Source organism: Haloarchaeobius iranensis (assembly GCF_900103505.1).
Lineage (GTDB): Archaea > Halobacteriota > Halobacteria > Halobacteriales > Natrialbaceae > Haloarchaeobius > Haloarchaeobius iranensis.
Genome location: NZ_FNIA01000033.1, coordinates 1 through 22,652, shown reverse-complemented (window position 1 = coordinate 22,652; position 22,652 = coordinate 1). Strand labels below are relative to the sequence as shown.

The following is a 22,652-nucleotide window of genomic DNA, read 5'->3' as shown; positions in this document are numbered from 1 at the left end:
CCACCGGTATTACCGTCGTCTCCACCACTGCCACCGGTATTACCGTCGTCTCCACCACTGCCACCGGTATTACCGTCGTCTCCACCACTGCCACCATTACCGCCATCATTGGTACTGTCACAGGCGTCTCCAACCCCGTCGCCATCGGAGTCTGTCTGTCCCGGGTTGGACGTGCCTGGGCAGTTGTCAACCGCATTCGCTACCCCGTCTCCATCCGTGTCCTCTTCATCACCGCCACCAGGGCCACTGACACCCAGGGTCGAAATCCCGCCAGAGCTGTTGTTCGAACTGGACTCTGAAATCGAGGCTGACCTGGAACCGCCAATCACCAACACGCCGTTCTCGACACTGCACGACCCAGTACACTCGACCGAGGAGAAGTTCGACGCTGGACCGTCTACAGTCGTTTCCTCCTGCCACTGCGTCGAGTTGAACACCGTATAGTACGTCAGGTTCGTCGTCGTCGTCGACACCGTGCCATTCGTACTATTCAGAGTCGTGTTCGCCCGTGTCCAGATACCACTCTCGAGGTCGTATTCGTAGATGGCCAGGTTTTCCGGGTTCTCGGTGGTGCTTTCGTTGTACTGCATCGTGACCGTCGCGCTTTCAACGGCATCGCTTTCGGTCACCTGAACGACTGGCGAGCGGCGCGATTCGGTCTGGTTGTGGTACGTTGCCTGTGGTTGAATTCCAACATCATCCCCGAGGTATCCTTCTCCGGTGACGCTGATGGAAGTACCAGTCTCGTTGTCGGAGACGTCCGAGTCGTAGGTTTCGTTTCCATCACGCACGCCGTCGTTGTCGGTGTCGCTACTGGTGGCGTCCGTATTGAGTTGGAGTTCTTCGTAGTCGGAGAGACCATCGCCATCCGTGTCCGCATCCAGAGGCGAGGTGTTCCCTACGACTTCCTCGTAGTCTGAGAGACCGTCTCCATCCGTGTCCGCACTGACCGGTGACGTCCCATTCTGCTTCTCCTGCAGCGTGGTGAGGCTATCGTTGTCCGTGTCCTCCAGTGCATCGCCAACCCCGTCGCCGTCGGAATCCGCGGTGAACCCCTGGAACACCGACCAGTTGGCCTCGTAGCGGTCCGAGAGATTGTCGGCGTCTGTGTCCGCACTGAACGGACTCGTGTTGTAGTACCACTCGTGGAAGGCGATGACACCGTCGTCATCGAAGTCTTCGAGTCCGTCGATGACGGTGTCTCCAGACTCGTTTACGGGTGTCTCGACCGAGTCGCTATCGTTCAGTAGCGGACTGGTCCCGGTTACATTGACCTCGTATCCATCAACAAGGCCATCCTCGTCCGTATCTACTGCGAGCGGATCCGTCCCAATCTCCTGCTCCTCCAGATTCGAAAGCCCGTCACCGTCGAGATCCTCTGAAGCGTCACTCAGGTTATTTGCTCCCTCGTCACTGGGGGTTGCAGACGAATTCGAATTTGCTCCATCCGGAGCAGTCAACGTCTGATTCACCTCGAATGCATCCAGCAGTCCGTCGCCGTCGGTGTCGTTCGACACGGGGCTTGCCCCGACCTGCTGCTCTCGGAGGTTCGTCAGCGTGTCCGAGTCGTGGTCTTCTGCCGCGTCTGAAACGTTGTCATCGTCGGTATCAGCCGAAACTGCAGAGATGACCGAATAGTTTGCTTCGAATCCATCGTGCAGCCCGTCATCATCTGAATCCGGGTCGAATGGTTCAGTTCCGAGTCCGACCTCAAATGCGGTAATCAGGCCGTCGTCGTCGAAGTCCTCGTTCCCGTCGACGATGCTGTTGTTCGCCTCGTCGGGGACTGTCCGGTTCGAGTCCGAGTCCGGGATGACCGGGTGCGTCTCCGTGGTGTCGACCTCGTAGCCGTCGGTGAGGTTGTCGCCGTCGGAGTCGGCCTCGAACGGGTGCGTGCCGAGGTTCTGCTCGCGGAGGTTGTCGAGCGTATCAGTATCGGGGTCCTCGACGGCGTCGCTCTCGTTGTCGCCGTCGGTGTCGTTCGCGAGCGGGTCGAGCCCGGAGTCGTACTCGTGCTCGAAGGCGTCGGTCAGCTGGTCGTCGTCGGTGTCGGCGTCGAACGGGTCCGTCCCGATGGTCGCCTCGAGCTCTGTCTCGACACCGTCGCCATCGAAGTCCTCCGCCCCGTCGAGGGTGCCGTCGCCGGCTTCGTCGACATCGGTCCGCGTGGAGTCGCTGTCGTTGAGCGTCGCCGTCGTGTTCGTCACCCGGATTTCGTAGGCGTCGGTTAGCCCGTCGGCGTCCGTGTCGTTCGAGACGGGGCTCGTCCCGAGTTGCTGCTCGCGCAGGTTGTCCAGCGTGTCGTTGTCGTGGTCCTCGCTCGCGTCGAGGATCCCGTCGGCGTCAGTGTCGTTGTCGGTGGCGTCGACGACGTCCCATGTGACCTCGAACGGGTCGGTGAGCTGGTCGGCGTCAGTGTCGACCGCGAAGGGGTCCGTGCCCTCGTTGGCCTCGACGTGCGTGGGAAGCGTGTCGTTGTCGAAGTCCTCCTCGCCGTCGATAACTCCGTTTCCGGCCTGGTTGCCCGGCGCGAGCGTGGTGTTGCTGTCGGCGGCCAGCGGGTCTGTTCTGGTGGTGTCGTTCTCGTAGCCGTCGTCGAGCTGGTCTGCGTCGGTGTCCGAGTTGAGGAGGTCGGTGCCGATGGCCTGTTCCTCGACGTTCGTGAGGGCGTCGCCGTCGAAGTCCTCCGCACCGTCGGGCGTGCCGTCGTCGTCGGTGTCGGCGAGCGCGGGGTCGAGGTTCCGCGTGACGAACTCGAGGCCGTCCTCGAGCCGGTCGCCGTCGGTGTCGGGGTCGACCGGGTCGAGCCCGTTCCGTGCCTCCCTGACCGAGGTGAGCCCGTCGTCGTCGAAGTCCTCGAGGCCGTCGAGGGTGCCGTTGCCCGCCTCGTTCGCGTCGGTCGCAGCGGAGTCGCTGTCCGGGCCGAGCGGGTCGGTCTCGGTCCGGCTGGTCTCATACTGGTCGGTGAGTCCGTCGGCGTCGAGACGGAGTACGTCCGAGTCCGTCGTGTCAGCAGGCTCTTCGCAGGAGAATATCTCGCACCAGAAGGAACTCTGGCCGTTTCGGGCGGTATTCGACCGACCCCGGTTGCCACGCCCGCGGCGGTCCCAGCCGGAGTCGTCGTCATCCGTTGGTTCGGCGACGGAGACGTTCACGCGATTGACCTGCTGTGTGAGCGTGAGGTTGAACTGGAACGTGGCGTTCACGCCGGGGGCGGTCGTCGCGTTGAGTGGGACGGTGGCGGTGTCACCGTCGTTCAGGGTGACAGTGACGTTGCCGAGCTCGTATGCTCGTGGGTCCGAGACTGTTCCGACGATGCGGCGTTCGATGCTGCCGTTGTGGGCGGGGTCCGAGCGCGTGAGGATGGTGACGTTCGGCGCGGTCTCGTCGTCGAGTTCGTCGAGAGCCTCCTGAGCGTGGTGCCAGGCGGCACCGTAGTAGAGGATGGCCTGTGCCCGGTACTGCATTCGCTGCTGGAACGCGCCGCGCTCAGAGCGAGCGCGCGGTTCGCGGTCACGATAGTGGTCGGCCCACTGCATCGACCGCTCGGCCAGCTCGAGATGTGACTCGACGGTGTGACGGTCCTCGGCGGAGAGTCCACTCGTCTGGTTGAGCGCCCTTCGTGCATCTTGGAGGGATGCGTTGGCGGTCCAGCGGTCGGCCTGCACGAGAATTTGGGTCGCGTTGTCGACGCTGCCGCGCTGGTCGGTACGACCGAAGCGCGAGAGTGCACGGACCGTCGAGACATCGCTGTAGAACACGGTGCGGGAGTCCACGCGGATGGGGTCGCGATAGGTGGAGAAAGAGTCATTGAGCAGGTCGATGGCCCGGTCCTTGCTTCGTTCGAGCCCCCAGTTGTCGTTCGTCTCGAGCGACTGGATTTGGGAGCGCGCGACATCGCGCTGGAACCGCGGACCGGTATCGGACAACAGCTCTGGGAGGGTCTGTTGTGGTGTCGTCGCAGATCGTGATTCCGTACTGTGAGGCAATGTGTCAGCGGAATTTGAGGGGTGAGCAAAAGCAACCGGTGTGAACGTTGAGGTTACAATAAGGAGGGCAAAAATCACGGCCTTCGTTCCGTTCAAATTTCTCATGTTAGCCGGTTGTCTCTCGGAACTGTGTTTAATTCTTCTGGCCAGCTTTTGCCTAGAAATTGCCTATCACGGCCTTCTGTGGCCAAAATTTTTAATAACCATCCAGAATCCGTGTTAACAATTTTCATCACGGATTCGTGTTGAACGTTGTTACTCGCGGTGTTAGACGGTGATTGGAATCTGAAGCGCAGTGACAACCCGATGATGTTGAACGAAGTTAGCACGACTATTAACCAACAAAGGGTTAGTGTTGGTTAAGGATCTCGAGAAATCACATTCCTCGACAGGGCACTGTCTAGATAAGCCAGTTTGAGAAGCGAGCAGATCGTTGAGCTTGTTTGGGACAATGCTCGCAGACCTGCTCAGCGAGTTCTTAGCGGCGGATTTAGAAGAAACTTGGGAGCGTGAGCGGACGGCGAACGCCCTGACGGGCGTCGCCGTCCGGCTCCACGCGACCGGGTGTTCGCTTAGGGAAACAACTTCCATTCTCGCTGACCTAGGCGTTGAACGCTCGCACGGAGCGGTCTGGAACTGGGTACATCGGGTTGCTGACAGCGTCTCAGACCTGCCGACGGCTTCGCCGTCACGGTCAACGAGACCGCTGTCAAGATAAATGGAGAGTGGTCTTGGTTGTATGCTGCAATAGACCTCGACACAAAGTTAATTCATGATGTCGCGTTGTTTGGACGGCACGGCACCGACCCAGCAGCTGCGTTTCTCTCTGGCCTCGCCGAGGAACACGATCTCTCAGACACCGTGTTTCTTGTTGACTAGTACAGCAACTATATGCAGCACGACGAACACCAAGAGTCAGGGACACTTCGCAGTGAGGGCTACGTCATACGACGCTGCTACCTTATCAAGCACGTCCTCAAACCGTGACGGGATCGACTCAGAAAGCACGGAACAGGATACCGGCCGCCAAGCATGAATTGATCTTCAAACAAGACTCTCTTGCCAATGAGGTGTCCGAGAACAGAGAGACCCACTTTCCCGTCGCGCTTCACCTCGATGAGCTCCCATGCTCCGTTCGGATGGCGGAGCACCGCATCAACGCGATACCCGCCAATGTCAACCTCCTTGTACACAACGACGAAATCCGCGAGGCGCGACACCGGTGGGAACGTTTCCTCGTCAGACCGAAACACATTCCGGTCGGGACCAGCTGCATCAACCCACATCTCGAATATCTCATCTTCAGAATCATTACTCCTACCCAACCCGTCTCCTATCCGCGCTGTCGTTGATTTTGCGACACGTTTCGTCGGATGTTCGGTTGGAGCACCTCGTTTCTTGTACTCTTTAAGATCCTCCGGGTCGATGTTGATTTCAACCATGCCTCTTGTGATTACCTCACACAACCATCAAAGGGAGGGGTAATAATATCGCGCAATATAGTATTAACAAGTTCGTACACCTACCTAACACCAGTTTCAGAGAGAGCTATGTTGAACTAATGGGGTTTAATAGAGCCATCTTGACGCAATGTAACCACGACACCGTGGAGATGAGTTAACCAACAGACGAATTCGTGTTGGTTAATCACCGTGCGAGAGGGAACGTTCTCGAGTAATCCGACGTGTCCAGAAGCTCCCCACACACCACTGTGTCCAGTGTCTTTCCAATGGTGACCCTATACCACCAACACACACCACCATGTCCAGTGTCTTCTCGGGCTACGAGCGCTGAAACTGCTGTTTCAAGCGTTCTGGGTCGCCGACGTTATCCACCGTATCCGATAGCGCATCCAACAACAGTTCGCGGTCGGTCGCGAGCTCGTACTCATAGTACCGGCCGCCCGCCTCGCCCTCGTTGCGCTCGTTCGAGTTCGCAATCCCGAGCATCGCCAGTTCGTTCAGATGGTCACGCATCCGACGCGGCACCAACGGGCTCACACCATACCGATCACAGACGAGTTCGTACCGCGCCTGCAGCTCACGCGCCCTGGTCGGCGTCTTCCCAGCCTGCTCAGTCATCAACAACGCATACAGCACGAGCTTCCCCTGATCCGTTAGCCCGATAATTCCGTCCTTGACGCGGCTTTCCTCCATTCGCGACCGCGCCTCCCTGACGTGGTACTCGGTGAGTTCCTCCACATTCTCCTCGGCCGCCAAGTCACCCGCCTCCATCAACAGGTCGAGGCTCTGCCGAGCGTCCCCGGCGTCCTGTGCGCCGAACGCCGCACACAGCGCCAGCACGTCCTGCGAAACCACGTCGTCATAGAACGCCGTGTCGGCGCGCTGGCGGAGAATCGCGCGAAGTTCCTCCGCGTCGTACGCTGGGAACTGCAGTTCTTTCTCGCACAGACTCGATTGGACTTTCGACGACAGCGTGTCACGGAATTTGAAGTCGTTCGAGATGCCGATGATGCCGACTTTCGCATCGTCGAGGTTGCCGTTCGCGCGAGCCCGCGGGATCTGGTAGAGGATACTGTCGTTTCTGAGGTGGTCGACTTCGTCGAGCACGATAATGACCGTTCCGCCCAGGCTGTCGAGTTCCTCCCATAGCATCTCGTTGACGCGGTGCTGTGGGTAGCCGGTGGTGTTGATCTGGTCGTCCGGCGGTCGGAGTTCGTTCACGAGTTCGACGCTGACCTGATAGCTCGTGTTGAGGTCTTCGCAGTTCGTGAAGATCGTCGACAGGGTGACGTCGTGCCGGGTGGCGTCCTGTTTGAGTTCGTCGAGCAGGTAGCGCGTGCAGGCGCTTTTACCGACGCCGGCTTTGCCGTAGAGGAAGATGTTGTTGGGTTGGTCACCGTTGATTACGGGTTGGAGAGCGCTGATGTACCGGTTGAGTTCGTCGTCGCGGCCGATGATTTCTGTTGGCTGGTAGTCTTCGCGGAGGGCGTCACGGTCGCGATAGATGTCGGTGTCCGGCTCGAACAACCCCATACTGCACGTGGTGTCTCGGTGAGATTATAAATCTAGGGACCACCGTGTCTGATGTGTCTTGTGTGTCCCAAGACTGCGGGAGACACACACCACCATGTCCAGTGTCTTAGAGTGCTGGTGTAGGCAGCTGCTGCTGTTGGTTGTCGCGTGACCCTGTCTAAGCTGGGTAATTGGTATCCTACGGACTAGCTCACAGCATCATGGTTTAAACTTTTCTCATGTGTATAGTTCTTTAAGAACCCGCCCCATGCTAGAACACCGAGACACTGGACATAGTGGTGTGTCTGTGTCCACTTTGGATATATAATAGACACTGGACATAGTGGTGTCTAAACCACAAGACAACACCGGGGAAGACACTGGACATAGTGGTGTGCCATCTCGAGGCCTTTCGATGCCATGCTTTCACTCGGTACGAGAGGTGTGGCCAATACGACGTGGGATGGGGGACCACGCTCCCACCCCACTGGTTCCAATGCTTTTCATCGGGGCGTCAGCACCCCCACTAGTTCCAATGCTTTCACTGTCCAAAACCGCACGCAGTACCAGCGATACCACCCCACTGCTTCCAGTGCTTTTTCGAGGGAGCACGCCGAACTGTGTTTCAGGAAAGTCAACGATCCCGTTCGTGGAGAGTCACGTTTTTGAGTTAAGTCCGGAGCGCTCCAGTGCCTCGGTAAACGACTCGAATCGGCGATAGTAGGTCACTGGCGCCGGGAGATCGTCGAATTCACGCAGGTCACCGATACTCGGAGGCCGATCAACTCGCTCCGCGAGCGTTCGGAGTGCGTCGAGAAGATCTGATTCGGTGTACTGCGGTGCTCGTTCGAACTTAGGTTCGATATCCGCAGCCGCCAGCGCAGCAGGCCAGGTCCCGAACCGGTCCCTGAACACGCTCGGAGATGGAGACTCATCATCTTCTTCGACATCGGTCATCCGTGGTCGTCGATCGATCTCTGCAGCTATCGACCGGAGTTCGCTGATGAGTTCCTCGTCCGAATACTCTCGTGGGGTACCGACTGGCGTTGCGGAGAATCCAGCTTCCTTGAGGGCGGCGTTCCAGGATCCGAAGACGTGGTCGTACGTTCTCGGTGCGGCCATGTCCGCATCGTGTGCGACATCGACCGCCTTCGGTTTCCGTCCGAGTGAGTCGCCGAGCTCGTTCAGGTCGTCCAGAAGCCGGTCTGCAGTCCACTTCTGTGTCGGACGTACCGGTGTCTCGTAACCAGCTGCCTCGAGGGCAGCCTCCCAGCTCTCGAACCGGTCGTGAACCACGGACAGTGACGGATAGACCGCGTTCTGCTGGAGGTCGCCCGTCACTGGTGGGTCATCGGGGACGTCTCCGAGCGCAGCCAATGCTGCCTCGATGTCCACTTTCGTCCAGTAGCTCGGCGGGCCATTCGGGGTGAACCCCGCCCTCCACAGTGTCCGATACCACGACCCGAACTCGTCCTGAAATTCGACGAGCGTCGGAAACTCGTCTCTCTCCATCGCGTCTGCTAGCGTGGGCGTTCGTTCGAGTTCCTCCCCGAGGTCGACGAGTTCATCCAGTAGATGCTGTTTCTGGCTCACTGTCTCACCCCTGCCTATTTATTCAACGGCAGTCCTCACTGGAAGGAGTTCTGATTTCGGAACGCGTATCGTAAAGTGGAATTGTTGGTTAACAGCCCCTCAATAGTCCCTGACTCTCTCCCTCCATGCGATTCGGGGCAAGGGTACACTTTTGTCACTCCGGTTGAATCCACGCTGTATGCGCGTTTCACGCGGCAGGCTAGTTCTCGTCGTCGTCCTTTTCGTCAGTCTCGCTGGCTGTGCGGCCGTCACCGATTCAACCACAACGAACGGAGATGACCCCACCGACAGCCCACCCACAGCCGAGGGTGGGAACGCGGTAACCGCGAACGGCACGCTAGAAGTCCACTTCATCAACGTCGGGCAGTCAGCCAGCACTCTGCTGATCACGCCGACCGGAGAGACGATGCTCATCGATAGCGGGGACTGGCCGGAAGAAGGGGAGTACGTAATCAACTACCTGCAGGAGATCGGCATCGACCGCATCGACCATCTCGTGACTTCGCACGCCGACGCGGACCATATCGGCGGCCACGCAGCGGTCATCGAGTACTTCAAGACCGAGGGCGAGGGCGTCGGCGCCGTCTACGATCCCGGTCTCTCGTCGAGTTCGAACACCTACAGTCGATACCTGGACGCCATCGAGGAATACGACGTGTCGCTCTACCAGACCCGCGAAGGCGCACAGATGCCCGTGGAGGGTGTCGACGTCTCCGTGCTCGGCCCACCACAGGACCTCCTCGCGAACGACCAGCGCAACGAGAACAGTCTCGTGCTCCGCGTGACCCACGGCGAGACCAGCTTCCTGTTCACAGGCGATGCCGAAGTCGAGGGTGAGTCGGCACTCGTCCAGGAGTACGGCAACCAGCTCGACTCGACCGTGTTCAAAGCCGGCCACCACGGCAGTCGGTCCAGCTCCCGGTCGAGCCTCCTCGACGCCGTCCAGCCACAGGTCGTGGTGGTCACAAGCGCGTACGATTCCCAGTACGGCCACCCCCACGAGGAAGCACTCCAGCGGTTCGCCAGCCGCTCGATTCCGACCTACTGGACTGCGACGCACGGAAACGTCGTGGTGTACAGCAACGGGAGCGCGGTCAGTATCGCGACCCAGAACGAAGCGCCGACTGACCCAACGTCGCTCCGCTCCGGAGACCTCGTCGAACCAGGCACCTACAGCGAGGCGATCGTCCGAGAGACGATTGTGGGTAGTGGGTCGGTTGCGCCCGCGACCGACATCGCCACCGACGGTGGTGGCGAGCTCTCGCTCGTGGACATCAACGCCGATGCCGAGGGCAACGACAACGAGAACCTCAACGATGAGTACGTCGTCCTCGAGAACAGCGGCAATGCGACGCTGGACCTGAGTGGCTGGGAGCTCGTCGACGAGGCCGGGAAGACGTTCGCGTTCCCCGACGGCTTCACGCTGGCACCCGGCGAGCGTGTGACCATCCACAGCGGGAGTGGGACCGATTCAGCGACCGACCTGTACTGGGGGCAGGAGACTGCGGTCTGGAACAACGCCGGGGATACTGTGATTGTACGTACTGACGATGGGACCGTCGTCATTGAGGAGAGCTACTGATGCCTGAAACCTACACCGCCGTTCTCGACCGGTTCGAGGAATCGACCGCCGTCCTGCTGCTCGAGCAGGATGGAGAGCAGGTCGAGGAGATGAACGTGGCGCGTGACATGCTCCCGAGAGCTGGCCGCCATCAGGACGCCATCTTCGAGCTCGAGATCTCGGACGAGACGGTCTCGCTTCGCTACCGAGAACAGGACACAGAGCAGCGCCGTACTGATGCGCAGTCACGATTCGACCGCCTATCGACCGAGTTACCGGACGAGCGTTCGGGAACGGAGTGATTGACAGCTACGTTCGGTTCGACTGAGCGTTTGTTTGGCCCCGGGAGGTTGGGGACTGACGATATGAGACCTCGCAGCGAGACCAACCAAGTCAGTTGGTACGATTGTGTGACCAGCCTACCTTCCCAATCGCTAGCTCACCACGACGGAACTTCTATTAGTCATCATCGCGTTAGCGATAATCAAGACCGAGTTCAGCGCTCCTGGAATGGGTTGCATTTACAGATGGAGGACTTAATCGACGCAACGGCTGCAAAAATTGTCTTAGCGATACAGCGCGGAGATTCTATCAATCGTATCGCAAACAAGATCGCGAAATCGTACTCGTGGACCTACGACTGGATCGAACGGTTGGAAGCCGCAGATATTATCGCAAATACCGATACTGGAATCCAGGTCGTCGACCACGGGATGCGACAGCAGTACGCCGAGATGATGGCTGCAGTGTACAGTCGGGACACGGTCTCACAGGATGATTCCTACAGAATCCCGCACTTCGCCGGCATGGAGTTCGCGTACACCGAGATCGACGCCGCGTACGTCTGGACGCACGGTGGGTACCAGATCGCCCGCAGCCACGACGACTATCCCGTGTTCATCCAGGTCCACGATCAGGACATCGAACGGTGGCTCGCGTTCTTCGAACAGTATGGAATCGAGACGTCGATCAACGAGCGTCCGGACGCCAGCGACGTCGACGGGAACGTGCACTACGTGTTGTTCCCGCAATCCGATGGTATCGACGTCGAGTGGGTGGATGGGAATCCGGTCGTCCCCTTGGAGACTGCAGTAGATCAGATGATGCAGAACCGGCCAGCGTACGAGCCCGCGTTGGAAATCATCGCCGACGAGTACGACGTCGACGTTGATGCCTCGCACCACAGTGCGATGGATGCGGACTAACAACTACTCTAGAATGAGCCTTCCTGAACGTCAATCCGAACTCATCGACACGCATCGTGCAGTCAAGACTGCCGGACTACCGTATGTCCTCGTCGGTGGCTGGGCTGTGTCCGCCTTCCAGACGCGGTTCACCACCGATATCGACACGGTCGTTCCCGCGACCGCCCTGGACGACTATGATGCACTACTCCGTGAGCTCGGATACGAGAAGGAGTTCGAGAAAGACGTCTCGAACGAGTACGAGGGGCGAATGATCCAGTACCAGAAGCCAGTCGGCGAGAATGCCGTGACCTTCGAGGCCCTCGTCGACGCGATGCGGTGCCGGCAGACCGACGCCGAATGGTCGTATCGCTACCTGCACGAGCATAGTAGCATCCAGTCCATCGATGCGACGGATGACTTGGACGGCCGTATCCCGGAGCCAGCACTCCTGTTCGCGATGAAACTACACAGTGGCCGGCTGGCAGATACCCGCGATCTCGTCGTCATCAGCACCCAGGCGGAGTTCGACCGAATCGAACGGCATCTCCACCGTGGAGATCCCGAGAAACTCGACGGGCAGATTGAGCTCGTCCTCAACCGACTCCAGCAGGACGGGTTCGAAGACTCGTTCAAAGGCGTCTTTCAACAAGAGGAGCTCCCTGCTGATGCTGTCGGCAATCTCGTCTCATTCTTGCGAAAACAGCGGGAGCAGCTGCACTAGATTCTTCGAAAGGTCAAGGCACTAGTTAGTCTGGCATCTCTCACCTTACTCTATAGATGTCGGCTGTGAGGCTTCTTTTCTCTGTTCTACAATTATTACAGGGTACGGACTCGGTCGTGGAATACATCGTGGAACCGTTCGCCTTGTTCAAGTAACCAGGCAAGATACGTATCCCACTCGTCTTCCTTTTTCAGATCCGCATCACGAGTGACAATTATTTGGCTTCGCTCCTTCCCCGCACGAGTCGTTTCGGGCTCGACCCACTCGAGATCCTCTTCGAACCGCGGGTCAATCTCATCTCGTTGGCTCTCAAGCTCCCTGTACGCGTCCGCGTTATCCCGTATCAGTAGCCCACACGCCAGGCGATTTTCGACCGAATTGAGTGTGAACTTCAACGCAAAGCCACCCCGCCCTATCGGATTGTTGTACCAATGCTGTGGTCTGGGTTTCCGAGCACTAAGCTGTGAGCCAGTCTCCTCGATTCGGTTTGCAAACGCAGTCCAGAACTGTTCCTGTAGTGTCTTTGTCTCAGAGAGTTCCTCATCGGTTCGTTTCGCCATCTCTTTCCAGGCGCTGGGTTCTTCGACGGGATTCAGGCGAACGGCTGGCTCCGAATCACTGATCTTCCAAACCTCCAGCCGGACTGCGAACAGATTGATGCCCTCCCGGCTGCTCGAGTTCAACCACTGGAATGCATCTGTATGTTCGTCGTTGAACTGTGGAGCAATCCAGACGATGATATCTGCGTCGACTCCTGCGGCGTAGGCAATTGCTTTCCCCAGGTGATCGTGGTCACTTGTGTTGAGCTGATTCTCGATGACCACCTTGCGCCCATCGTCCACAACCCTCGCGTAGATGTCGACACTGTACTTTCCAACCCGTTTCTCGCGCTCGAGTACTTCAAGATCGAGGCCAAGCGCGTCCTCGAGTTCTGATGGGTCATCGCCTTCAATCGCCCTCGCCAGCCAGGGCGTGAAATCCTGCTCTTCGTGTTCCCAGTACTCCCGCACGTCTTGCCGGGTGAGAGAATCGAACTCCGGGTTTGACGCTGTCATGCCAGTATCTACTCAGAACCTATCAATGAACCTTCTCCCCAAGAGGCAGCCTTCGAGTTAGAACTGGTCCACGGGGGCACACTCGTAGGATACCCAATGTGCACCGATGAGTTCGGTCTCGACCTCCTGTCGCTTGTGCTGGGCGTTGTGCTCATCTAAGACGGTATAGCTGTACTGCAGCTCCCCGTCTCGTTCTCGTCGATGGGAGTACAACCGACTCTTCAGATTCGAACTCTCCCCGATATACGTCAGCGGTTCAGGATCACCCGCATTCCAGAGTCGGTACAGTCCATCTGTTGTGGGCGTGTCAGTCGAGACCTCATCCAATGGCTCCGGCTCAGTCCAGTCGAGTCCCATCCAATCCGTACTGAGTGGACGCTCGTGGTCCGTCCATTCGAGCGGGCCCACACCGGGTTCCGTGTTCGGTTCAGTCTCGTCTTCGGAGAGTGGCCCACCGACAAAGCCGTCGCTGCTGTAGCCCGATTGTTTGTAGCCCTCGATGATGCGACCGAAGTTCGCGGTCGGGCTGTGTCCAATCTCCCGGCGGTGGAGAGCAATCAGCGCTGCCTCGATCCCTTTTCGAGGCTGTTTCTCGGTCGCTCGATCTGGCGTTGTCCATGAGATCTCGAGGTCTGGCCCGTCTCGGTCGCGGATTGCCCAGAGACACGGAGCCGCCGTGTGGGGATCTCGGAATGGCATCTCGTCCGAGAACGCTCCTCTGGCGAGTGAGTGAATACGACCGCTCGTACTTCGTCCCGTTTCTCCGATGTACACTAAGCCCTCATAGTCTGGATGTCGAACACGGTACAGACCCTCATCAGTAGGAGCCGTAGCGAGGTGGCCCTCTTCTTTCTTCAGCGGCCCCCAGTCAGACCAGTCCAGCCCGAACCATCGCTCTGACTCGACATCGCTCTCAGTCATAGGTGTTCGTTGTACCAGGCGAGCGTCTCCCCGAACATCAAGCCCTCGGTGGGAATCTCGATCGAGACTAATGTCGCTTCCAGCTTTGGCAGTAGTTCCTCGTAGTAGGCTTTCCCAGCGTGCACGACAAGGGTCATGTCCTCTCGGAGGAGATTCCGGCCATCCAGCTCTGCAGCAACGACATCGGCCCACTCCCGTCGTTCCTCGATGCCAGCTGTCGTCAGTATCTTATCGTACGGTGCAATCTTCGCTCCATCTTGGTCCAATACGTGATGCAGTGAGGAGAGAATCACCCACGCATCGTGTTCTTACTCGACAGATTCAGTTTCCCAGTCGCCGTCGGATGAGGGCTTCGCTGCAAATACGTCGATACGCCTAATACATTCGAAGACAACAGAATACATATGCCAATCGATATCGAGACGTTCGAATCCTCTCCCGAGGACCACCTCCAGAATCGTGGAGAGACGAACGCCGACCGCGTGATGCGGTTCCTCGCTTCGCATCCCGACCAGGCGTTCACCCAGAGCGAAATCCGCGACGCCACCGACGTGAAAGCTGGCAGCATCAGCGTTGTCCTCTCGCGTCTCGAAGATCGCGGGCTCGTCCGTCACAAAGGCAACTACTGGGCGCTCGGCGAAGCCGACGACGTCGCTGCCTACACGAACATGGCCGAGAGCACGCGAACAGCCAACGACCGCTTCGGTGAAGAGGACATGGACGAGTGGCTGAAACATGCCGTCGACGACGAGGACACTGAATGAGCTATCAGCGAGGCGATGTCGTCTGGGGCCCCGACCCGTTCAAATCCGGTGAGAACCCGCGGCCGTGGCTGATTCTCAACAACGACAGCCACCCGTTCGGCGACGAGGAGTACATGACCGTCACGCTGACGACGACACCACACGACGAAGGTATTCCCCTCGAAGACACTGACTGGGTCGAGGGCGGGATGCCGCGCCAGAGCTACGCCTCGCCGTGGGTGGTGGCTTCCCCGAAGCACGCCGCGATTGTTCGGCGGCAGGGCCGGCTAGAGGAGTCGTTTGTTCAGACTGTCGTCGAGGCTCTCGAGACCTATCTCGAACCACCGACCGAGGAATGACCGATCACCCGACCGTGTACGATGTCCAAGACCGAACAGGCACTCGGGACGATGTATCGGTCGACAGCGTTTGTGAACGCATTCTCTCCTGGGCTGCTAATCCGCGAACAAACCACCCGGATGCACATCTCGATGCGACGATGGCTACAGTCGTCGATCGATACGGGGAATCAGTTGTCCAGGCAGTCATCCACCGTATCCTCGTCGACGGCGTCCCGTTTCGGACCGCTGCTGCAGACCACGATGTTGCGCCACTGGATGGAGTCCAGATCGGGACGGTCGCGACACAGACTCTCGACGTGCTGAATACGGAACAGCTAGCGTAGCTCTTCGAAAGCCCTCGGCCGCTCGACGTCCCGCGACCCGCGCTGCGCTCCTCGTGCCTGCGGTGCTTGCGGGGTCGGGGACGACCGAGCCGGCCTCGCCCTTTCTGAGTCCACCAGGACAGTGGATGGCTCACCGAGCGACGTAGCCGGCTGAACAGGTGTATCCATGACGGCACGCACCGCTCGCCGCGTGCCGCCCTCCGCTCGCTCGCGACCGACCAGTCCGGGCATGCGGGCGCTCTCCGCACCGCCCGCGCCCGTTCCGGGCATCTGGTCTCGACGCCAGCGGGTAACCGCGGGGGGTTGCGCGCCGTCGGTGCTCACCCCCACACGGTTACTCCGCTGGACGCTCGCTCCGGGCGGGTCGGCGCGCGGTGCTGGTTCTGTGATCGACGCTGGCGCGCTCTCGCTCGCGCCCAAGGGCGCTCGCGAAGGCGCGAGCGAGAGCGCGCAGACGTGTCTGGCCGGTCGGTGATGCAGAAAAACCGCGAGTGATGATCGCGGTTGTGGACGCTCTGTGAGCGCCTTCGGAATCAGGTAGATTCCAATGTCTAGTAGAAACACGATCCGTGATGAAGGTTCGGACGTACAGGCGACTGAACAGCTGACCCTCGAGGCCGCGGTCGAGGACGACGGCGAACTGCTCGCAGAGGCTGCCTGTGGGGACCACGCACCTGAGCTGCGACCCACGGTAGAACTCGAGAAGCAGGGTCGAATCGACTACGACTGGAGCCGGAAGGCCGGTCTGGACCATCCGTACGGGACGACGCTCGAAGCGGAGGAGCGGCGGCTGGCCGAAGAGCAAGAGCTGGCGCGGCAGCGAGACCGTGCACTGGCGGCTGCAGAGGTAGGCATCGACAGAGAGTCGTCATGCAGAGTGCAGACGGAGCAGGAATCCAGTAAGCGCGTCCGTGACTTCAGAGAACGGGGCGTGCTCGGGAGCGGTGGCGATCCGGACATCGACCCGCGTGAACGACTCGACGCGAAGACCCTGGGCGGGGTAAACCGATACGGGATGCAATTGGCGGAGCGCTTCCGTGGCCCGTCTCGGGGAGCCTACGCGAAGCAGCTCGCGGAGAAAGTCGCGTGCCAGGATATGGGGTTGACGGCAGCCGTTCTCAAGACGAACGAAGAGCTGGCGAAGGGGACGGACGCAGTCCAGCCCATCGCGACCCTCGAAGAGTGGATGGGTCATCCAAAGTACTCGATTCAGGCGAACGTCGAAGCCGAGGTGAAAACGCTCTACCAGCCGGCGGCGGTCAACCAGCAACAGGTCGGCGTGCTCGATGACGGCTCCGGGACGGCGAAGCTGACCATCTGGAAACGCTCGCGGGTCGGGGCGGTGCTCCGCGAGGGTGACCGGGTCCGACTGCTGAACTGTGAGGTTGGCTGGTACGGTGGTGACCCGACGCTGGCGGTAACATCGGAGTCAGAGGTGACCGTGCTCGAAGGCGGTGACGGTCCAAGCCCGCGAAACGGGACGGTGACCCACGCGGACTTCAGCGGTGGGTCGACCGAGCAACGCCTGGACGTGCTCCGGGACTGAGTTCTCAAGATTTTTCTTTCGGCCATATTTGGCCCTTTCTTTTTTGCCGACGCACCGGTGTAGGTGTGGCAGTTATCTGTGTGCTCGCCCTGTCCGCTCGTCTCCCGTCTGGCACCGCATCCCCACCTCCCCACCCTCCGCTCCGTGCTCGCTCCTGAGACTCACTCCGTCCCTCCGTTCGTCTCACTCGTTGCGCGCGCAGCCACGACCTCTATCAGGAAAACGGATAGTCCAATTGAGTACGTCGGTGCCACCCCTGTGAAAAACTGTTAGAATCTGGGATGATGGAACGCACGAAAAAGTTCTACAATCCTTCTCAGATCTCGGTGAGGCCGAGGCTGTATTCGAGTGCGGTATCGACCTCGTCCATCCGCTCTTGCGGAATCGAGCCGAGGTTATCGGTGAGACGGTGCTCGATTGAGATGGTTCGAATCTGACTACAGAGCGCGACCGAGTCTTCCCGAAGCGCGCACTCTTCGGCAGGAACGAGCACTTCAAACGGGTAGAGTTGCTCGCCGAACGAGGTGGTGAACGGAACAACGATTGTTGTCGGTGCGTTTGCATTTCCAACGTCATTCTGCACGACGAGACATGGACGCGTTCCCCGTTGTTCGGATCCCTGTGTCGGATCGAGCTCGACAATAACAACATCCCCTCGACGGACAGACAAGCTCATCCACTACCACTCTGGGGCATCGCCTAGGTGTTCATTAGCCTCCGTCGAGACACCCTCCAGTTCTTCAGTGAGCTCGCTGGTCCGATTGGCAGACTGGCGATACCCCTCAGCTAACTCCTCACGAGTGACCGGTCGTTCGATAACGAGTTTCCCTGCCTCTTCGTGAATCACGACATCGTCTCCTCCCTTAATTCCGAACCGCTCTCGCAACTCTTTGGGGATCGTCACTTGGCCTCGCTTCCCGATTTTCCGACGTTCACCCTTACTCATACATATTCATATCTTATTCATGCGGATAAACCTTCGGGGAGAAGGCAGTCAGTACGAACCCTCCCAGTGATGGACCGAACGCAATAAAAATCGGTATCGTCGGTTCGTCGTGGACTCTGTTTTCGCTGGCTGGTGCTGGATTAACCAACAGCCGCCAGGCAAGTTTCTCTTGTCGGTTAACACCAATTCCAATCGCCGGGACCAGACCCCCGACGTTTCGGACCCCCAGTTGACTGAAAGACTAACCGCTGTTTTCACTTTCACCTTGGTTCACTGAGGTATATGTGACCTCATCTCCTCAGAGAATAGTAGAGGGCATTGCGACCCTCAGTCACACGCTTTCACACTCAGATGAGCACTCAGGGCCCATACCTCGGTGACTGCCCGTACTGCGGTTGTGAGATTCTGTCTCATCACACCCTGATTGAGTATGCAGGCGGTGTCTGGGCTGAATGTCCCGAGTGTCAGGATGTCGTCGACCCACTGTAAGTCAATATGTTACGAATACTAAAGCGGCTCTCTCCGAGATCGGCCGATGCAACGGAACTCCTCGAGTGTCGATCCTGTGGGACCAGTTTAGAGAAGGCACAGAATTCATGTCCCGAATGTAGTTGTAGTGATATCGCTCGGTACGAGTTGTGACATCCTCCTCGCTGTACACGGCGAGGCTTCCCCTGTCTGCTGAATACCAGTTAGTCGTCGTCCCCAGATCCGGCAGTTCTGGTGCGTATACGAGACGGGGAAGGCCTCGTCAACGCCAGGGTGTTCTCCTCACAAAAGGATAGGCAGTTCTTCACCGCTTTGCCTCTTCAGTCGCCCACTGTTTCGATGTCATCGAGGGGCGGGAGGGCTGGGACGACGTCGAACTCGGTTGTCGTCACTGCCCCCGCCCGACAGCCGAACCGTGTCGCTTCGACTGTCGATGCCCCGTCGTCCAGCGCGACGGCGAACGCGGCGTTGAACGCGTCTCCCGCCCCTGTCGTGTCGACGACGTCGACTGTGGGCATTGGAACGTGCGTTTGACCATCCGCGTCCCGGACAATGGCACCATCTCCACCTCGAGTCGTGACGACGGTGCGGACACCCAGTTCCGGCAGGTCCGCGCCCACGTCTACGTCCTCGTCCGGTGACAGTCCAGCGAGCACACGCACCTCGCTCTCGTTGGGCGTCAAGTAGTCGACGTTCCGAAGCACATCCATCGGGAGTTCACGGGCCGGTGCTGGGTTCAACACGACATCAACCCCACATTCGGCAGCGGTCTCGACGGCGGCCCGAACTGCGTCGTCATCGACCTCGAGTTGGACGAGCAAAACGTCGCACTCGTCAATTCGGTCTGCCGCGTCGGCTACCTGCTCGCACCCGAGGTGGTAGTTCGCACCAGGGACCACTACAATCTCGTTCTCGCCGCGGTCATCGACCAGGACAGTCCCAACGCCAGTATGCGTCTCGACCTGTGAGACTGCGCTGGCGTCGACGCCCTCGCGGTCCCAGACGTCCATCGAGAGGCAATTTATTGCTCCCTAACCAGGTGAGGGAGAGCAAACCCTCCCTCGGAGATTCTCGATGTCTTGCGAGACACCTCAGACCGATAGCACCGAGCCCGACGACTCCCGGTCGAGAGTCGAGTTCGACGATTCCGACAGTCGTCGCGACGAGATGCACGAGTCGCTCGAAAAGTGGGTCGAACAGTTCGCCGAGCTCTCGGACGAAGCGAGAGCAAGCGCAGAACTCCAGGAGTGGCTGGATGTCCAGTCACAGTTCCACGACTACTCCTACCGGAACACGCTCCTGATCAAGCGTCAGTACCCGGAAGCGACGAAAGTAGCTGGCTACAACGCCTGGCGAAACGAGTTCGACAGACACGTCCAGGAGGACGAATCGGCCATATGGATCTGGGCGCCGATCATCACCACGAAGTGCCCCGAGTGCGGGAACTCTCCGTCCTACCACGAGAATACCGACTGCGAGTACGACGACACTCCACCCGAAGACTGGGACGAGGGGCTGGTCGGATTCAAACCTGTCCCAGTATTCGACGTCTCCCAGACCGAAGGCGAGCCCCTCCCCGAGCTCGATACGACCGCCCACGGCGACGGGAGTGAAGACGAGATACTCAACGCGCTCCTCGAGGCTGCACCGGAGTTGGGTGTCCGTGTGAACCTCGTATCTCCCGAGGACTGGACCCACGGAGACGCTGCAGGCGTCTGTACCGAGCGCAGCACGTACGACTGCTCGTTGCTCGTCGAAGTCAAGGACGTCGACAACGACGCGCAGGTGGCCAGTGTGCTCGCACACGAGTACGCTCACGCCTTGCTACACTTCGACGTCGATGATCCGGGTGAACGGAAGAAGCGCGAGGTCGAAGCCGAGAGCACTGCTTACGTGGTCTCGCAGTACTTCGGGCTCGATGCCTCGAACAGCGCGTTCTACGTCGCTGCCTGGGATGGAGACCCAGCAGAAACGATTCAGAAGCGATTACAGCGTATCGTGGACACCGCACAGGAGATCATCGAGGCGATCGAACTGACACAGTAGCACCAGACCGACCGACAGGAGTTCCGTTCCCCCCAGCGTTCATACGGTCTGAACGAATAATTCGCCTCAAAATCTATACTTGTGTGCGTACATTGTATGTACAAGTGGTGCCTGCTCATGGGAAGCACACGAGTCAACTTCCGACTCCCCGTGAACCTTGTGGAGAAAGCCGATGTCGCAGCGGAGATCACTCACAAGAACAGGACCGAGACCGTCATCGAAGCACTCCAAGAGTATCTTAACGAAGTTGAAGACGACGACCAGTTCAAGGAAGCAGTTGTCGAGCTCTATCTCGACGACAGAATCAGCTTCGACGTTCTAAAAGAGTTCATCGGCAGGCAGGACGCAGAATCCGTCCGAGCATCGAAAGCCATCCTGGAACAGGGCGTAGACCTCGCGGAACTGTAGCGTGAGAGCATGATCGTCGCGGACACAAGCGCCCTCATCTCAGTCGCAACAGTCGACCTCCTCGAAACTCTGCTCACCGAATACGATGTCCGGACCACTGAAACAGTCCTCGAGGGACTGACTGATACCGCCCAGTACGACGACAGCCATGGACGGGCCGCACAATGCGTCCTCGACAACACCGACCAGATGAGGGTCCACGACATCGGGTCAGCTGTGGAAACGTCGCGTATCGACATTGGAGAGGGAAACACGGCCGCTCTTGCCAACGAACTCGACGCAGAGTTCATCGAAAGTTCAAGGCGGATACCCCGAGGCTTGACCTCGGGGAGGAAGCCGACATTACCCTTCCCAACCCACGTTCGATAGCAATACTGACTCCCCGACATACATATAATTTTAAATGGTTTTATCTCTGCTAATGAAGTATGGAGGTTGTTCGGAACATCCAAGTCAAACTCGACGTTTCCAACGAGGGGGCTGAAGTCCTTGATGAGACGTTCGAGCAGTTCCGACAAGCAGCGCAACACGTCGCTGACCACGGATGGAATGACAACCCCTACAACATCACGGACACGAAGAACACGCTCCACAAAGAGACGTATTCTGACGTTCGTGATGAACTCTCTCTGCAATCCAGCCTCGTTCAATCCGCGAGAAACCTTGCGGCTACTGCACTCGGGAACTGCAAAGACCGCAAGTTCGACGGTGAACGAGCAAGCAAGCCCGAGTTCAAAGGCACAGTCGTCGTGTACAACGGTCGAACCATCACGTACAACGACGACCACGTATCCCTCGCCACCACCGGCAAACGAGTGACCGCAGAATACGTCACGCCTGTCAACGAGGAAGGGACGCCATTCGAGGACTACTGGACTGACGAATGGGAGAAACGAGAAGCAACGCTCCACAAGCGTAACGGAACGTACTACCTCCACGTCGCCGTGAAGAAAGACGTTGAACCTTCTTGCGATGAAGAATCCGAGAACGGAGTGGTTCTCGGTGTGGATTTGAACGTGGATGGATACGTCGCCGTCACCAGCACAGGAGCGTTCCTCGGAAACGCAGACTACCTCAATCACCGCCGCGACGAATACGAACGTCGCCGTGGAAACTTGCAACAGACAGGCACTCGCTCGGCCCATCTCACGATTCAATCGGTTGGTGACAGATTCGCCCGATGGAGTGCGGACTACCTCCACCGAATCTCCAAAGCACTCGTTCAAGAAGCCGTGGAGAACGATTGTACGGCGATTGCGTTCGAGAACTTGAATCATATCCGCAAGCGTATCTCGAACGCTTCAAAGTTTCAGCAGTGGGCGTTCAAGGAGCTGCAACGTCACGTCGAGTACAAAGCCGAAGAACACGGTATCGACGTGGATGACGTAAATCCAGCGTACACGAGTCAGCGTTGCAGTCACGGCGAATGTGGATTCACGCACGAGAAAAACTGCCGTGTTGAATAGCGATCTAATCGACGGTTGTCACGGGTTAGAAGGGCGAAGCCGAGGAAATCGATTCTGGCTATGGAAGTTGATCTCCTCGACTTCGTTGAGCAGTGTCGGCAGCTAGTCAAACAAGCGTTGGGAAAGCACGCGGGCGAGCCCGCCAGCGGCGGGTTCGCCCGCTGGAAGCACGTCGTTCTCCATTGTTTCCGGCTCGAAGACGGCCACAGCTACCGTGAAACACCGAATCGGCTACAGTACATGACCGAGATTTGTGACGCACTTGGCCTAGATCCGGACGATATGCCTGACTTCACCACACTCTACAAATCGTTCGACCGG

23 protein-coding genes and 2 pseudogenes are annotated in these 22,652 nt (G+C 58.7%); 15 read left to right on the top strand and 10 right to left on the bottom strand.

Annotation, left to right across the window (positions count from 1 at the left end):
- A partial coding sequence (locus BLT27_RS20060; RefSeq protein WP_217639180.1) for a thrombospondin type 3 repeat-containing protein occupies window positions 1-3,929 on the bottom strand: 3,929 nt, incomplete at its 3' end.
- A gap of 511 nt (window positions 3,930-4,440) precedes the next feature.
- Between BLT27_RS20060 and BLT27_RS17620 the strand changes: the two are divergent.
- Window positions 4,441-4,865 (top strand): annotated as a pseudogene (locus tag BLT27_RS17620) (IS6 family transposase); the annotation flags it as partial.
- A gap of 80 nt (window positions 4,866-4,945) precedes the next feature.
- On the opposite strand, the gene BLT27_RS19345 reads toward BLT27_RS17620, so the two are convergent.
- The 3 genes from BLT27_RS19345 to BLT27_RS17605 all read right to left on the bottom strand — a co-directional run bounded on the left by BLT27_RS19345 (window position 4,946) and on the right by BLT27_RS17605 (window position 8,557).
- Complete coding sequence (locus BLT27_RS19345) at window positions 4,946-5,431, bottom strand: hypothetical protein (RefSeq protein WP_139172392.1); 486 nt, start codon at window positions 5,429-5,431, stop codon at window positions 4,946-4,948.
- Window positions 5,432-5,770: 339 nt separating this feature from the next.
- On the bottom strand, window positions 5,771-6,985 hold the full coding sequence (locus BLT27_RS17610; protein ID WP_089736287.1) for an orc1/cdc6 family replication initiation protein: 1,215 nt from the start codon (window positions 6,983-6,985) through the stop codon (window positions 5,771-5,773).
- Between the two features lie 636 nt (window positions 6,986-7,621).
- Window positions 7,622-8,557, bottom strand: a complete 936-nt coding sequence (locus BLT27_RS17605; protein WP_089736285.1) for a homing endonuclease associated repeat-containing protein — start codon at window positions 8,555-8,557, stop codon at window positions 7,622-7,624.
- A gap of 178 nt (window positions 8,558-8,735) precedes the next feature.
- Between BLT27_RS17605 and BLT27_RS17600 the strand changes: the two genes are divergently transcribed.
- The 4 genes from BLT27_RS17600 (at window position 8,736) to BLT27_RS17585 (ending at window position 12,026) form a co-directional block, all read left to right on the top strand.
- A complete protein-coding gene (locus BLT27_RS17600) occupies window positions 8,736-10,139 on the top strand; it encodes a lamin tail domain-containing protein (RefSeq protein WP_089736283.1) in 1,404 nt (467 codons plus the stop codon).
- On the top strand, window positions 10,139-10,420 hold the full coding sequence (locus tag BLT27_RS17595; protein ID WP_089736281.1) for a DUF3006 domain-containing protein: 282 nt from the start codon (window positions 10,139-10,141) through the stop codon (window positions 10,418-10,420). Before BLT27_RS17600 ends, BLT27_RS17595 begins: the two co-directional genes overlap by 1 nt.
- Window positions 10,421-10,645: 225 nt before the next feature.
- Entirely contained in the window at window positions 10,646-11,323 is a 678-nt protein-coding gene (locus BLT27_RS17590) for a helix-turn-helix domain-containing protein (protein WP_175526506.1), read from the top strand.
- Window positions 11,324-11,336: 13 nt separating this feature from the next.
- The gene (locus tag BLT27_RS17585) at window positions 11,337-12,026 is read left to right on the top strand and encodes a hypothetical protein (protein ID WP_089736293.1); all 690 of its coding nucleotides are present in this window, start codon (window positions 11,337-11,339) and stop codon (window positions 12,024-12,026) included.
- Window positions 12,027-12,121: 95 nt separating this feature from the next.
- Here the strand turns inward: BLT27_RS17585 and BLT27_RS17580 are convergent, their stop codons facing one another.
- From BLT27_RS17580 to BLT27_RS17570, 3 genes are read right to left on the bottom strand one after another with little or no spacing between them, the layout of a single operon-like run.
- Window positions 12,122-13,081 carry a DUF4268 domain-containing protein gene (locus BLT27_RS17580; RefSeq protein WP_089736279.1) on the bottom strand — a complete coding sequence of 320 codons (960 nt, stop codon included), beginning with the start codon at window positions 13,079-13,081 and terminating at the stop codon, window positions 12,122-12,124.
- Window positions 13,082-13,138: 57 nt separating this feature from the next.
- Window positions 13,139-14,002: a GIY-YIG nuclease family protein gene (locus tag BLT27_RS17575; protein WP_089736277.1), complete on the bottom strand. Its 864-nt coding sequence runs from the start codon at window positions 14,000-14,002 to the stop codon at window positions 13,139-13,141.
- Entirely contained in the window at window positions 13,999-14,295 is a 297-nt protein-coding gene (locus BLT27_RS17570; RefSeq protein WP_089736275.1) for a DUF6884 domain-containing protein, read from the bottom strand. The genes BLT27_RS17575 and BLT27_RS17570 overlap by 4 nt, the downstream gene beginning before the upstream one ends.
- Window positions 14,296-14,406: 111 nt before the next feature.
- On the opposite strand from BLT27_RS17570, the gene BLT27_RS17565 reads away from it, so the two are divergent.
- From BLT27_RS17565 to BLT27_RS17545, 4 genes are all read left to right on the top strand, one after another.
- The gene (locus tag BLT27_RS17565; protein ID WP_089736274.1) at window positions 14,407-14,766 is read left to right on the top strand and encodes a MarR family transcriptional regulator; all 360 of its coding nucleotides are present in this window, start codon (window positions 14,407-14,409) and stop codon (window positions 14,764-14,766) included.
- The gene (locus BLT27_RS17560) at window positions 14,763-15,104 is read left to right on the top strand and encodes a type II toxin-antitoxin system PemK/MazF family toxin (RefSeq protein ID WP_089736271.1); all 342 of its coding nucleotides are present in this window, start codon (window positions 14,763-14,765) and stop codon (window positions 15,102-15,104) included. Before BLT27_RS17565 ends, BLT27_RS17560 begins: the two co-directional genes overlap by 4 nt.
- Window positions 15,105-15,244: 140 nt before the next feature.
- The gene (locus BLT27_RS20265; RefSeq protein WP_245707854.1) at window positions 15,245-15,430 is read left to right on the top strand and encodes a DUF8158 family protein; all 186 of its coding nucleotides are present in this window, start codon (window positions 15,245-15,247) and stop codon (window positions 15,428-15,430) included.
- A 547-nt stretch (window positions 15,431-15,977) separates the two neighbouring features.
- Window positions 15,978-16,976, top strand: coding sequence for a single stranded DNA-binding domain-containing protein (locus BLT27_RS17545; protein ID WP_089736267.1), 999 nt, complete (start codon window positions 15,978-15,980; stop codon window positions 16,974-16,976).
- Between the two features lie 316 nt (window positions 16,977-17,292).
- Here the strand turns inward: BLT27_RS17545 and BLT27_RS17540 are convergent, their stop codons facing one another.
- Both BLT27_RS17540 and BLT27_RS17535 read right to left on the bottom strand, forming a co-directional pair.
- Complete coding sequence (locus BLT27_RS17540; RefSeq protein WP_089736265.1) at window positions 17,293-17,652, bottom strand: type II toxin-antitoxin system PemK/MazF family toxin; 360 nt, start codon at window positions 17,650-17,652, stop codon at window positions 17,293-17,295.
- Window positions 17,653-17,655: 3 nt separating this feature from the next.
- Window positions 17,656-17,922 carry an AbrB/MazE/SpoVT family DNA-binding domain-containing protein gene (locus BLT27_RS17535; RefSeq protein WP_089736263.1) on the bottom strand — a complete coding sequence of 89 codons (267 nt, stop codon included), beginning with the start codon at window positions 17,920-17,922 and terminating at the stop codon, window positions 17,656-17,658.
- A 351-nt stretch (window positions 17,923-18,273) separates the two neighbouring features.
- Here BLT27_RS17535 and BLT27_RS20620 point away from each other — a divergent pair, with 351 nt between their 5' ends.
- On the top strand, window positions 18,274-18,411 hold the full coding sequence (locus BLT27_RS20620) for a DUF7837 family putative zinc-binding protein (protein WP_449267426.1): 138 nt from the start codon (window positions 18,274-18,276) through the stop codon (window positions 18,409-18,411).
- Between the two features lie 320 nt (window positions 18,412-18,731).
- Here the strand turns inward: BLT27_RS20620 and BLT27_RS17530 are convergent, their stop codons facing one another.
- Window positions 18,732-19,421: a ribokinase gene (locus tag BLT27_RS17530; RefSeq protein WP_089736261.1), complete on the bottom strand. Its 690-nt coding sequence runs from the start codon at window positions 19,419-19,421 to the stop codon at window positions 18,732-18,734.
- 64 nt (window positions 19,422-19,485) lie between these two features.
- Between BLT27_RS17530 and BLT27_RS17525 the strand changes: the two genes are divergently transcribed.
- The 5 genes and pseudogenes from BLT27_RS17525 to BLT27_RS17505 all read left to right on the top strand — a co-directional run.
- A complete protein-coding gene (locus tag BLT27_RS17525) occupies window positions 19,486-20,457 on the top strand; it encodes an ImmA/IrrE family metallo-endopeptidase (protein ID WP_089736259.1) in 972 nt (323 codons plus the stop codon).
- Between the two features lie 117 nt (window positions 20,458-20,574).
- On the top strand, window positions 20,575-20,865 hold the full coding sequence (locus tag BLT27_RS17520) for a CopG family transcriptional regulator (protein WP_089736291.1): 291 nt from the start codon (window positions 20,575-20,577) through the stop codon (window positions 20,863-20,865).
- 9 nt (window positions 20,866-20,874) lie between these two features.
- Window positions 20,875-21,234, top strand: a complete 360-nt coding sequence (locus BLT27_RS17515; RefSeq protein WP_089736256.1) for a hypothetical protein — start codon at window positions 20,875-20,877, stop codon at window positions 21,232-21,234.
- Between the two features lie 59 nt (window positions 21,235-21,293).
- Window positions 21,294-22,331 (top strand): RNA-guided endonuclease InsQ/TnpB family protein, encoded by a 1,038-nt coding sequence (locus BLT27_RS17510; RefSeq protein ID WP_245707850.1) that lies wholly within the window; start codon window positions 21,294-21,296, stop codon window positions 22,329-22,331.
- A 60-nt stretch (window positions 22,332-22,391) separates the two neighbouring features.
- Window positions 22,392-22,652, top strand: a pseudogene (locus tag BLT27_RS17505) (IS5/IS1182 family transposase); the annotation flags it as partial.